This is a genomic window from Streptococcus sp. 27098_8_82, assembly GCF_041431615.1.
In the GTDB taxonomy this organism is placed as follows: domain Bacteria; phylum Bacillota; class Bacilli; order Lactobacillales; family Streptococcaceae; genus Streptococcus; species Streptococcus sanguinis_K.
Window position 1 is genome coordinate 143,520 of the sequence record NZ_JAPVYB010000004.1, and the last position, 12,589, is coordinate 156,108.

Consider the following 12,589-nt stretch of genomic DNA (forward strand, 5'->3'; position numbering starts at 1 on the left):
ACAAATTAGAATGCGGGGATTGAACTTTGATTGAAAAAATATATGAAACATCAAGTGGAGTCATTCACTATTGGACAAATGATATGTATGCATCAGCGAAAAGTGCTCTTATCTTTTTACCTGGACTAACCGCTGACCATAGGTTATTTGAAAAACAAATAGAATATTTTAAAGATACATATAGAGTCTTGGTTTGGGACGCACCTGGACACGCTTCATCTTATCCATTTCGTCTCGATTTTACTTTATTTGATTTAGCAAGTTGGCTAGATGGAATATTTGTCAAAGAGAGAATAGAAGATCCAATAATAATTGGTCAGTCAATGGGAGGATATGTAGGACAGGTTTATGCTCAACTTTTTCCTGAGAAATTAAAAGGTCTTGTTACGATTGATTCACCATCCCTTCAAAGGAAGTATTATACAGCTATGGAATTGTGGCTCTTAAAAAATATGGAGGCAATTTATAGAATTTATCCATGGAAATCTCTTTTAAAATCAGGCCCTAAAAGCGTATCAACAACAGACTATGGAAGAAAATTGATGTATGATATGATGATGGTTTATGATGGCGATCAAGAAAGGTATGCTCGTCTTGCGGGATACGGATATAAGATATTTTCAGAAGCAGTAGAGAAGAAGCTATCTTATGAAGTAAAATGTCCACAATTGGTTATATGTGGAAAAGAAGATCGTGCAGGGTCTTGTATACGATATTTGAAGGCCTATGAAAGAAATACTGGGAAGTATGTTCAATGGATTGATAAGGCGGGGCATAATTCTAATACCGACCAACCCGATGTTGTAAATAGACTGATTGATGAATTTTTGGATAACAAAATTAAAGAAAAGCTTGGTTGAAAGACCGGCTTTTTGATATAATAGACTCTATGAACACAAAAGAAAAAATTTCAAATTATCAACTTTTACTGGCTCAGTTGGAAGCCTTGTTGGAGGGTGAGACCAATGCTTTGGCAAATCTTTCCAATGCTAGCGCCTTGCTCAATCAAGCTTTGCCTTAATAATCACCAAGCTTTGCTTGTGGAGGGTGAAGAAGTGAAAGTTTTGGAGGAGTAATAAAATATTTTTGCTACGATTTTTAACAAAAGGTCTATAAAAAGTAAGAAAAGCTTGGTTGAAGTAACCAGCTTTTTTGCTATACTAACAGTGTAATCATAAAAAGGAGATTAAAAAATGATTTCTAAAAATATTGCTATTTTAAGAAAAAGAGAGAATATTTCTCAGGAAAAACTGGCCGAGGAAATAGGTGTATCAAGACAGACTATAGCAAAATGGGAAGCAGGAGAAAGCGTTCCAGATGTGATTTATTCCTCTCAATTAGCTGATTATTTTGATGTGAGTTTGGATGAACTAGTACATTTAGAGAGCAATTTATTGACAACTCCTAGTATCAAAGGGAAATATATTTTTGGAACAGTAACGGTGGGAGAGCGTGGTGAAATCCACTTACCCCCTCGGGCACGAAATATTTTTCAAATAAAAGCGGGAGATCAGCTTCTTTTGCTAGGAGATGAAAATCAAGGATTGGCGTTATTAGATCCGAATTTTTTTCTAGAAGCTCCTAAGTATTTTTCAGAAAAGTAGGAGGCAATGAATGAAAAGGACAATGATGTTAGTTATTTTGATATTGATAGCTGTTATATTGGTAAGTGCAGGGTGGTTTGCTTATCGTAATCTTCACTATGATAAGGCTAGTCTTGAATATATCCGACAAGCTGGGATGATAGAAAAGCAAGTGACTTTACCAGATGGATCTCTTATTAATTATGGTGAAGGTCCAAAAAATGGTCCCCCTTTACTCCTGATCCATGGCCAGCAAGTATCTTGGGAGGACTACGCCAAGGTTTTTGGAGAATTGTCTAAGCGATATCATGTATATGCAGTAGATTGTTATGGACATGGTGGGTCTAGTAAAAATCCTGCTAAATATTCAGCACTAGAAAATAGTCAGGATTTCATTTGGTTTATTCATAATATTATAAAAGCTCCTGTGTTCATTTCAGGACATTCATCAGGTGGGATTCTGGCAACAATGGTAGCTGCACTAGCTCCTGATACTGTTAGAGGACTATTGATAGAAGATGCACCGTTCTTTTCAACAGAGCCTAGTCGAGCACTTTCTACTTTTTCTTGGTTAGGATTTAAAGATATGTATGATTTCTTAAAAAGCGGTAAAAAAAATTATACTGCCTATTTTTTAGAACATACTTATTTAAAAAAACTTTTTGGTGAGGAAAATTTTAATAAAATTGTCAAAAAACCAGCTCTGAACTATATGAAAAATCATCCAGGAAAGATTCCTAGAATTTGGTACTATCCGCCAGAATTACAAGTGAATCTCATCTATGACTTAACAGCTAATTTACAGGATGGAACAGGAGATTACGATCTTCGTTTTGGCTCAACATTTTATGATTTTTCTTGGTTCAAGGGATTTGAACAGGAAGAAATCTTGAAAAAAGTTCAATGTCCATCTATATTGCTTCATGTGGCTCGGCCTTTGAATCAGAAAAATTACTATGATAAAAATGGGATTCTCTTGAGTGCTATGGATGACAAAGATGCTAAGCGAGTAGACAAACTTTTGTTGAACAATCATCTAATAGATAATATCAAGAGTGGGCATGATATTCATGCTGAAAAACCTGAGATTTTTATTCGGGCGATTGATGATTTACAAAAAAGGTGTAAATAGAATCTTAAAGGTGAGAGATTATTTTACTTGATCTATTGGGATTTTCACTTGACGAAAAGTTTAAAGTCTATTTTAGTTGTGCTTCTTATTTTTATTTCAAAAACAGCCATCAGACTGTTTTTTTGATATAATAGACTCTATGAACACAAAAGAAAAAATTTCAAATTATCAACTTTTATTGGCTCAGTTGGAAGCCTTGTTGGAGGGTGAGACCAATGCTTTGGCCAATCTGTCCAATGCTAGCGCCTTGCTCAATCAAGCCTTGCCTAATTCTGTTTTTACTGGTTTCTATCTTTTTGATGGGAGCGAGCTGATTCTGGGGCCCTTTCAGGGTGGTGTTTCCTGTGTCCATATTACGCTAGGCAAGGGTGTCTGTGGGGAGTCTGCGGAGAAAGAGCAGACGATTATCGTAGATGATGTGACCCAGCATGCCAACTATATCTCCTGTGATAGCCGGGCTAAGAGCGAAATTGTGGTGCCCATGGTAAAAGACGATCGACTGCTTGGAGTATTGGATTTAGACTCGGCTTTGACGGGGGATTATGATAAGATAGATCAGGAATATCTGGAAAAGTTCGTCCAGATTTTGCTTGAAAAAACGACTTGGATTTTTGAAATGTTTGGAGAAAAAGCCTAATGTATCAAGCTTTATATCGGAAGTACCGCAGTCAGACCTTTGGTCAGCTGGTGGGTCAGCAGGTAGTGGCTACTACTCTGCGGCAGGCTGTTGAGCAAGGGAAAATCAGCCATGCTTATCTCTTTTCTGGTCCTCGTGGAACAGGGAAGACCAGTGTTGCTAAGATTTTTGCCAAGGCTATGAACTGTCCGAATCAAAAGGATGGCGAGCCTTGTAATGACTGCTATATCTGTCAGGCTATCACGGAGGGAAGCCTTGAAGATGTTATTGAAATTGACGCGGCTTCTAATAATGGCGTAGATGAGATTCGTGACATTCGGGACAAGTCCACCTATGCGCCTAGTCTCGCTAAGCACAAGGTCTATATCATTGACGAGGTGCACATGCTCTCAACTGGGGCATTTAACGCCTTGCTCAAGACCTTGGAAGAGCCGACAGAAAATGTGGTCTTTATTCTAGCGACGACAGAGCTACATAAGATTCCAGCGACCATTCTTTCCCGCGTCCAGCGTTTTGAGTTTAAGTCTATCAAGACGCAGGATATTATTGGTCATATCGAGTGGATTTTGGAGCAGGAAGGTATTGATTTTGAGCAAGAAGGTGTGCAGATTATTGCCCGTCGAGCTGAGGGCGGTATGCGGGATGCCTTGTCTATACTTGACCAGGCTCTTAGCTTAACTCAGGAAAATCGTTTGACAACAGATATTGCCGAAGAAATCACTGGCTCTATCAGCTTAGGAGCCTTGGATGCCTATGTAGCAGCCTTGATTGCTCATGATGCAGTAGCAGCCTTGGATAATCTCAATCTGATTTTTGATAGCGGTAAAAACATGGCCCGTTTTGTGACGGACCTCCTGCAATATCTGCGTGACTTGATCATTGTCAAAACTGGCGGAGAAAATCATCATGCCAGTGAGCTCTTTCTGGAAAATCTCAAGACACCGCAGGACACTCTCTTTGCCATGATCGATATGGCGACCAAGAGTTTGGCAGATATCAAGAACAGCCTGCAGCCCAAGATTTATACAGAAATGATGACCATTCGACTGGCAGATACTGTCAGTCATCCTGCAGCGGCAGTCATTCCAGATAATCTAGCTGATGAGCTCAAGGGTCTGAGACAAGAGATAGATAGTCTTAAACAGCAGCTGGCTAATGGCAATGGGAAACCTGTAGCGGCTGTCAAAACTTCGGATATTCGACCGCAGAAGTCTAAGGGCTACCGAGCAGACCGCAATAAGGTCAATGCCATCTTAGAAGAGGCTGTTGAGAATCCTAGTCTGGCTCGCAGCAATCTGACTAAGCTGCAGAATGCTTGGGGTGAGATTATCGAAAGTCTGGCTGGAGCTGATAAGGCCTTGCTGGCAGGATCGCAGCCGGTAGCGGCCAATGAAAGTCATGCTATCTTAGCTTTTGAGTCTAATTTCAACGCTGAGCAGACCATGAAGCGGGACAATCTCAATACCATGTTTGGCAATATCCTCAGCAATGCAGCAGGCTTTTCACCAGAGATTTTGGCTATTTCCTTGGAAGAGTGGACCAAGATTCGGGCGGACTTTTCAGCTCGCAGCCGCAATGGCAAGACAGAGGCTGAAGAGAAGGAAGAGGAAAGCCTGATTCCAGAGGGATTTGACTTTTTAGCAGAAAAAATTACCATTCAAGAGGATTAAAAAAGATTTTTCTAGGCTTTCGTGTTATAATAAAACTATGAACAGACGACAATTTATTGTAATGGCTGTTTTTACGGCCTTAGAAACCTATTTTTTCAATGAATCTATCATGGCGGGGCGCTATTTCATGGCTGCTTTCTGGGCAGTTTTAGTGCTGCGTAATCTGCAGATTTCCTATGTCATGGGGCGGATTGTGGATGAAATCGATAAACATTTAGGACCGAAATAATGAAAACAGGACTGAGCTATGAGACTCAGTCCTTTTGAAATGAAATTTTTGATTACCAATTGGTTAGCGAGACTTCGCCGCTGTTGAGCCAGATTTCCTGACCATTTGTCAGCTGGACTAAGAGTTGCCCGCTGTCTGAGATATCCTTGGCCAAACCTTGGTAGTCTGCGCCTTTTTGGCTGAAGCTTACTTGCCGTCCTAGCACCAAGGAGCGCTCCTTGTAGAGGTAGATGAGCTCTTCTGGGGCACTTTCGTAGAAGCATTTCCAAATCTCGGCAATGAGCTCATTGCGACTAATGGCTGGTTTCTCTTCAAAGAGGGAGCCAGCCTTTTCTTTAATCTCAGCTGGAAAGTCTTTAATGAAAAAATTAAAGCCAACACCAATGATAACATCAGTGACGAGCCCTGTCTCAATAGAAGTTGTAGCCTCGGTCAGGATGCCGGAAATTTTCTTGTTTCGATAGTAAATGTCATTGACCCACTTGATATCAACTTCCATGAGGGTTAGATTTTTCACTGCCTTGTAGATAGCTCCTGCAGTCAAGATAGTATAGGAAGGGAGCTGGTCGAAGGGGAGGTTGGGCTTGAGGTGGAGAGACATGTAAAAGCCGCCCTGGCTGGGGCAGAAGAAGGCACGACCGAAACGGCCACGGCCAGCAGATTGGGCAGCGGCCAGATAAAGAGTGTTGGCCGGGCGTCCGGCCTCCATGCCAGCCTTGGCGTCCATCTGAGTGGACTGGCAGTCAGGATTAAAGGAGACCTGAACAGGTGAGTGTTCCTCAATCCAATCAGGAATCAGCAAGTCACCCGCTGTCAATCGATAGCCCCGGTTCTTGACGGATTCGATTTGGATGCCTTCTTTTTCCAGTTTTTGGATGGCTTTCCAAATGGAAGTTCGTGAAATGCCCAATTCTTGGGCTATTTTTTCACCGTTGACATAGTCGTCAGCCTGGCTGAGGATGTCAAAGATTTTTTCGTAGGTTTTCATAGGCGGTCTTTCTAGCTTAAAGGCTGCTTGCTCTTAGTGTCAGCTTGGTAGAGAGCTTGATCATATAGGGGATGGGGCTTTCGTCAGTTTTAATCATCTGGTCCAGCATCTGCAGAGCTTGCTTACCCATTTCCTCTGTAAAGACTGTCACAGTGCTGAGAGGCGGATAGACGTATTTGGCAATGGATGTATCATTAAAGGAAATAATCTGGACATCTTGGGGAACAGCTATTCTCGCTTCCTGAAGAGCACGGAGAGCACCGACTGCCAGAGCATCGCTGGCTATGAAAAATGCTTTGGGCATCTGTTCTTTTTGTTCGTCAATCATGTCTTTCATCAGCTGGTAGCCCGACTCTGAGGAGAACTTGCCTGTCTTGACATAAGTCGGCTGATAAAGACCTTTGTCACTAAGGTAACGGCAGAAGCAGGCCAAGCGCGGATCGTCAAGACTTGTCGTTCCATCTGCTGTTTCTTCACGTCCAGCAATCATACCGATTTCTCCAATACCCTGCTGAAGAAAATGGTCGAGAACATGAGTAACGGCATGCTCAAAGTCCGTTGTTACACAGCTGTGGCCTTGGTCGATCGTATCGCTATCCACGAAAACCAAGGCAGGACTGTATTGCTCCAGGTCCTTGACTTGCTTGCTGCTGAATTTTCCGATGGCAATGATGCCGTCAATCTGCTCTAGCTGGCTCAGAGAGTCGTTGTTGAAAATCCGCACGATATCATAGCCCAGTTCCTGGGCTTTCTTTTCAATGCCTAAGCGGATGGAGTAGTAGTAAAGATCATCCAGCTCTTCCAGCTCAGTGTACCATTCAACGATGGCAATGCGGTGGGTCTGAGGTGAAGTCTTTTTCTGCCTTTTGCTTTTTTGGTAATTGAGCTGTTCAGCGATATCGAAAATCTTCTTACGCGTCTCATCGCTGACAGACATGGACTTGTCATAGTTCAAAACCCTCGAAACAGTTGCGGGAGAAACACCAGCAGTCTGGGCGATATCTTTGATAGTAGCCATTTGATTTGATCCTTTTTAATTTACTGTCTACATAAATTATAACTCAAAAATTAGTAAATAACAAAGATATGTTTAGTAAAATTTAACTTTGTTCTCGAAATGAACTGGGTGAAAAGCCAAAATATTTTTTAAAAGCCTTTGAAAAGTAAAGGGGGTCTGAGAAACCGACAGAATAGGCGATAAATTGGACAGGCTCACGGGTGCTTTTGAGGAGTTGTTTAGCTCGATGCATTCGGACATATTCCAGATATTCTTTAGGTGAGCTTTGGTGCTCCTCCTTGAAAATGGTTGTTAGATAGCTGCGATGAACGGACAACTTAATTGCCATAGCTTGAATGCTGAGGTTAGGATTGGGATATTGAGTGTCAATTATCTGCTTGCAGGCTAGATAGAGTTGCTGGCTTGCAGATAGGGTATTTGCTTGGGGCTTATAGGCAACGCTGCCCAAGTGAAAGATGAGTTCATAAAGTTGGCCCATAATGTGGAGTTGAGCTAGTTGGTTAGATTTGGTCTGCTCGGCGAAGTAAACCAAGTTCTCAACAATTTTCCCAATCCTATCTGTTTTTCGTTCCTGGTTAGCAAGTAGGTAGCAGTCTTCGGCAATCTGAGAGTGATTGAAGTAGTCATAAACCCTACCGCCAGTCACTCCCAGCCAGTAGTAAGACCAAGGTTCTTCTTTGTCAGCCTGATAAAAGGTAAGTTCATTTGGCTTGAGCAGAAAGAGATCTCCAGCTCTTAAATCGACAATTTTTCCTTTGTAATGAAATTGACCTTTCCCCTTGTTAACGTAATGAAGTACATAGGTATCTCTAATTGCTGGCCCAAAAGAGTAGTTAGGAGTGCACTCTTCGTATCCGTAGAAGCTAAGTGCAAGATCAATTGTTCCTGTTTGGTATTCTGAAAAAACAAGCATATTTTGCCTCCTACCTAACATTTTACCATATTTCCCTAACATAATTCTATTTTGGGAAGCGATTTCATAAGGTAAAATATTAGTAAATATGGAGGTTCAGAAATGGCTATCAAAATAGACAAACATCTATTCTACATTAATACAAAAAATTCCAGTCTTATCATTGAGGAAAGGGATGGCTATCTTTTACTTAAACACTTAGGCAGAAAAATCGAATCCTATCATTTTTCCAATACAGTATTTGAGCGAGATCATGCATTTTCTGGTAATCCGAAGTCGAATGAGAGGAGTTTTAGCTTAGATACTCAGCGGCAGGTCTTGGGTCAGCATGGTTTAGGAGACTTTCGGCAACCTTCTCTGCAAGTCCAACATGCTAATAATGAAGTAACAGATTTTCGGTTTGTTGAGAGTCAGCTGATTAAGGGAGGTTTGGAAGTTCCAGGACTGCCTAGCCCTCACAGTACAGAAGATGCAGAAACACTGGCCTTTATTTTAGAGGATACAGTAGCTCACTTACGCCTCACTCTCTATTACACAGCTTTTGAAGATAGCAATACTATTGCAACCTTTACTAAGCTGGAAAATATCGGTAGAGAGACAGCAGTCATACAGAAGAACTTGAGCTTAATGGCAGATTTGCCGGCAGGTACTTATGATGTGATTAGTTTACAGGGAGCTTATGCTAGGGAGAAAACAGTTCGTCGTCACAAGCTAGAACAGGGAATTTTCAAAATGGCTTCCAACCGAGGAGCTTCTGGTCACGCGCAGACTCCAAGCCTTATCCTTTGTGATAGTGAAACGACGGAAGAGGCTGGTCAAGTTTGGGCAATTCAGCTCCTTTATAGCGGAAACTTTGAAGCTTGGATTCAGCAAAATCAGTTGAATGAAGTTCGGCTAGGTATCGGTATCAATGAAGATAACTTTGCTTGGAAACTGGAAGCGAGGCAGACTTTCTATAGTCCTGTTGCTCTGTTGAATTATTCGGCTCAGGGTTTGACTGGTCTTAGTCATGAGAGCCAAGCTTTTGTTCAAGAGCATATCATTCCTAAAGCATTTGCGAAGCGAGAGCGGCCAATTTTAATCAATAACTGGGAAGCAACTTACTTTGATTTCAAAAAAGAGAAGTTGCTAGAGTTAGCAGATGAGGCGCAGAAAGTTGGTATTGAGCTCTTTGTTCTCGATGATGGCTGGTTTGGCAACCGTTTTGATGACAATCGGGCTCTGGGCGACTGGTTTGTCAATGAAGATAAGCTAGGCGGCAGTTTGACGGAGCTCATATCAGAAGTTCATAGCAGAGGATTGCAATTTGGTTTATGGGTTGAGCCAGAAATGATTTCCGTAGACAGTCAGCTTTATCGGGCACATCCAGACTGGGCTATTCAAGCGCCTGATCGGGATCATACCTACTCTCGCAATCAACTCGTATTGGATTATGCTAATCCAGATGTGGTAGCCTATATCAAAGAAACACTGGATCAGCTGTTGAGTCAGCACGATATTGACTACATAAAATGGGATATGAATCGTAATATTACCAATCTTGGGAATGGCACTAACTATCTGGCGACCAAAATGCAGTCGCATAAGTATATCTTGGGGCTTTATGAAATTGTAAAATATTTGACAGAGAAATATGAGAATATTTTATTTGAGTCCTGCTCAGGTGGTGGTGGACGAAATGATCTTGGTATGATGCGGTATTTCCCTCAAGTTTGGGCTAGTGACAATACCGATGCCATAGCTCGTTTGCCAATCCAATATGGGTCTTCTTATCTTTATCCGACTATTTCAATGGGTGCCCATGTGTCGGCAGTGCCTAATCATCAGATGGGACGAATTACTCCGCTGGCAACTCGGGGTCATGTAGCTATGATGGGAAATCTGGGGTATGAGCTTGATTTGACTAGTCTATCAGATGAAGAGAAAGCTGCGATTGCTGACCAGGTGAAGTTGTATAAAGAATTACGGCCAGTGGTCCAGCTAGGGCGTCAGTATAGGCTAATCAATCCAGATGTTGGCTCCAATGAAGCAGCAGTTCAATTTAACTATGAAGATCAAACGATTGTAACCTACGTCCGAGTCTTATCAGTTGTGGAAACGATGGAAACAACCTTGAAACTAAAAGACTTAGAGGAAGAAGGGCTTTATGAGCTGCAGGGAAATGGCGCAGTTTACTCAGGTGCAGAACTCATGTATGCTGGTATCACTATGAATCTTCCGCAAGGAGATTATCTTAGCAGACAGTTGCATTTTATTAAAAAATAAGGAGGCTAGACCATGAAATGGTATAAAAAGATGAGCTTAGCTGCTATTACAGGACTGTCCCTTTTGGGGCTGTCAGCTTGCAGCAGCCAAGGTGAGTCAACAGATGGTAAGGTAACGATTGAGTATTTCAATCAGAAGGGCGAAATGGTTGATACCCTTCGTGAGATTGCAAAAGACTTTGAAAAAGAAAATCCGAATGTGCATGTGAAAGTGGTGAACGTCCCTAACGCTGGGGAAGTACTCAAAACGCGCGTTCTGGCTGGAGATATCCCAGATGTTGTCAATATCTTTCCACAGTCTATTGAATTCCAAGAATGGGCTAAAGCTGGGTACTTTGAAGATTTATCTAATAAAGATTATCTCAAGCGAGTTAAGAATCATTATGCAGATAAATATGCGATTGACGGGAAAATTTACAATATTCCTTATACTGCTAATGCTTATGGTATCTATTACAACAAAGATAAATTTAAAGAACTGGGATTGAAAGTTCCAGAGACTTGGGAGGAATTTGAAGAATTAGTTGATACGATTATAGCAAAAGGGGAAACACCTTTTGCCATTGCAGGAGCAGATACTTGGACCTTGAATGGTTATCATCAGTTAGCTCTTGCCACTGCAACAGGTGGCGGTAAGGAAGCGAATGATTACCTACGTTTTTCCAAGCCAAATGCCATCAAGTCTTCAGATTCAGTGCTTAAAGATGATTTCAGGCTGTTAGATTTATTCCGCAAAAAAGGTGCCATGCAAACCAACTGGCAGGGAGCAGGCTATACTGATGTTGTTGGTGCCTTCGCTAGAGGCGATGCCCTGATGACTCCAAATGGCTCTTGGGCTATCACAGCAATCAATGCGCAAGATCCTAAGTTTAATGTTGGAACTTTCCCTTTCCCTGGAAAGCAAAAAGGACAAAGCTTGACCATTGGAGCAGGAGACCTAGCTTGGTCTATCTCGTCAAGTAGTAAACACAAGAAAGAAGCCAATGCTTTTGTTGAATATATGTCACGTCCAGAAGTTATGCAGAAATATTATGATGTGGACGGCTCACCAACAGCTATTGAAGGTGTCAAGGAAGCAGGTTCAGATGCACCGCTAGCCGGTCTTGCTGAACTAGCATTTACAGACCGACACCTCGTTTGGCTAGCCCAAGACTGGACCAGTGAAAGTGATTTTTATACCTTGACTGGGAATTATATTACAACTGGAGACAAAGAGGATATGGCGAAAGCACTAAATGCCTTCTTCAATCCGATGAAAGCAGACGTAGAGTAGGAGTAGATCTACTATGAAAAAATTGATTGAGAAATATTGGGGCTGGCTCTTTGTCCTTGTTCCCCTTGTACTACAGGCTGTATTCTTCTATGTGCCCATGTTTCAAGGTGCCTTCTACAGCCTGACAAACTGGACTGGTTTGACCTATAATTATAAGTTTGTCGGACTTAATAACTTTATGCTTCTCATGAGCGATCCTAAGTTTATGAACGCGATAGGCTTTACATTGATCATTACTATTTGTATGGTGATTGGTGAGATTATGCTGGGAATCTGGATTGCGCGAGCTCTCAACTCGAAGATAAAGGGAAAGACTTTCTTTCGAGCTTGGTTTTTCTTCCCCGCTGTTCTATCTGGATTGACCGTGGCTCTTATCTTTAAGCAACTTTTCAACTACGGATTGCCAGCTTTAGGGAATTCCTTAGGAATTGAATTTCTTAAAACCAGTCTTCTAGGAACGAATGGCGGTGCAATCTTTGCAGCAATCTTCGTCTTGCTTTGGCAAGGGGTAGCCATGCCTATTATCATCTTCCTAGCTGGTCTTCAGTCTATCCCGACTGAGATTACAGAAGCAGCTCGAATTGATGGAGCTAGCAGCAAACAAATTTTTTGGAAGGTGGAACTTCCTTATCTCCTACCAAGCGTTTCCATGGTCTTTATCTTGGCTCTAAAAGGTGGTTTGACAGCATTTGACCAGGTCTTTGCCATGACAGGCGGCGGTCCGAATAATGCGACCACCTCTCTAGGACTTCTGGTATACAACTATGCTTTTAAGAGCAATCAATTTGGTTATGCCAATGCCATTGCTGTTATCTTGTTTCTCTTGATTGCGGTTATTTCTATTATCCAGTTGAGAGTATCTAAGAAATTTGAAATCTAAGA

The 12,589-nt window shown here is 41.7% G+C and carries 12 protein-coding genes and 1 pseudogene; 10 read left to right on the top strand and 3 right to left on the bottom strand.

The window, feature by feature from the left end; genetic code table 11:
* Window positions 1-26: 26 nt before the first annotated feature.
* The 7 genes and pseudogenes from O3627_RS08390 (at window position 27) to O3627_RS08420 (ending at window position 5,251) form a co-directional block, all read left to right on the top strand.
* A complete protein-coding gene (locus O3627_RS08390) occupies window positions 27-860 on the top strand; it encodes an alpha/beta fold hydrolase (protein WP_049548057.1) in 834 nt (277 codons plus the stop codon).
* 29 nt (window positions 861-889) lie between these two features.
* Window positions 890-1,018 (top strand): annotated as a pseudogene (locus O3627_RS08395) (GAF domain-containing protein); the annotation flags it as partial.
* 175 nt (window positions 1,019-1,193) lie between these two features.
* Window positions 1,194-1,604 (top strand): helix-turn-helix domain-containing protein, encoded by a 411-nt coding sequence (locus O3627_RS08400; RefSeq protein ID WP_343091866.1) that lies wholly within the window; start codon window positions 1,194-1,196, stop codon window positions 1,602-1,604.
* A 10-nt stretch (window positions 1,605-1,614) separates the two neighbouring features.
* Entirely contained in the window at window positions 1,615-2,715 is a 1,101-nt protein-coding gene (locus O3627_RS08405) for an alpha/beta hydrolase (protein ID WP_343091867.1), read from the top strand.
* Between the two features lie 139 nt (window positions 2,716-2,854).
* The gene (locus O3627_RS08410) at window positions 2,855-3,352 is read left to right on the top strand and encodes a GAF domain-containing protein (RefSeq protein WP_315687645.1); all 498 of its coding nucleotides are present in this window, start codon (window positions 2,855-2,857) and stop codon (window positions 3,350-3,352) included.
* Window positions 3,352-5,022, top strand: a complete 1,671-nt coding sequence (gene dnaX, locus O3627_RS08415) for a DNA polymerase III subunit gamma/tau (protein ID WP_315687647.1) — start codon at window positions 3,352-3,354, stop codon at window positions 5,020-5,022. The genes O3627_RS08410 and dnaX overlap by 1 nt, the downstream gene beginning before the upstream one ends.
* A 37-nt stretch (window positions 5,023-5,059) precedes the next feature.
* Window positions 5,060-5,251, top strand: a complete 192-nt coding sequence (locus tag O3627_RS08420; RefSeq protein WP_002895701.1) for a DUF3272 domain-containing protein — start codon at window positions 5,060-5,062, stop codon at window positions 5,249-5,251.
* 52 nt (window positions 5,252-5,303) lie between these two features.
* On the opposite strand, the gene birA is transcribed toward O3627_RS08420, so the two are convergent.
* The 3 genes from birA to O3627_RS08435 form a co-directional block, all read right to left on the bottom strand.
* Window positions 5,304-6,239 (bottom strand): bifunctional biotin--[acetyl-CoA-carboxylase] ligase/biotin operon repressor BirA, encoded by a 936-nt coding sequence (birA, locus tag O3627_RS08425; RefSeq protein WP_004187176.1) that lies wholly within the window; start codon window positions 6,237-6,239, stop codon window positions 5,304-5,306.
* A gap of 16 nt (window positions 6,240-6,255) precedes the next feature.
* Window positions 6,256-7,257 (bottom strand): LacI family DNA-binding transcriptional regulator, encoded by a 1,002-nt coding sequence (locus O3627_RS08430; RefSeq protein WP_004187172.1) that lies wholly within the window; start codon window positions 7,255-7,257, stop codon window positions 6,256-6,258.
* 82 nt (window positions 7,258-7,339) lie between these two features.
* Entirely contained in the window at window positions 7,340-8,170 is an 831-nt protein-coding gene (locus O3627_RS08435) for an AraC family transcriptional regulator (RefSeq protein WP_032908192.1), read from the bottom strand.
* Between the two features lie 102 nt (window positions 8,171-8,272).
* Here O3627_RS08435 and O3627_RS08440 point away from each other — a divergent pair, with 102 nt between their 5' ends.
* The 3 genes from O3627_RS08440 to O3627_RS08450 are packed head-to-tail and all read left to right on the top strand — an operon-like array spanning window position 8,273 to window position 12,587.
* Entirely contained in the window at window positions 8,273-10,435 is a 2,163-nt protein-coding gene (locus O3627_RS08440; RefSeq protein WP_343091869.1) for an alpha-galactosidase, read from the top strand.
* Between the two features lie 12 nt (window positions 10,436-10,447).
* On the top strand, window positions 10,448-11,707 hold the full coding sequence (locus O3627_RS08445; protein ID WP_343091870.1) for an extracellular solute-binding protein: 1,260 nt from the start codon (window positions 10,448-10,450) through the stop codon (window positions 11,705-11,707).
* A 13-nt stretch (window positions 11,708-11,720) separates the two neighbouring features.
* Window positions 11,721-12,587, top strand: coding sequence for a sugar ABC transporter permease (locus O3627_RS08450; RefSeq protein WP_343091871.1), 867 nt, complete (start codon window positions 11,721-11,723; stop codon window positions 12,585-12,587).
* Window positions 12,588-12,589: the final 2 nt, after the last annotated feature.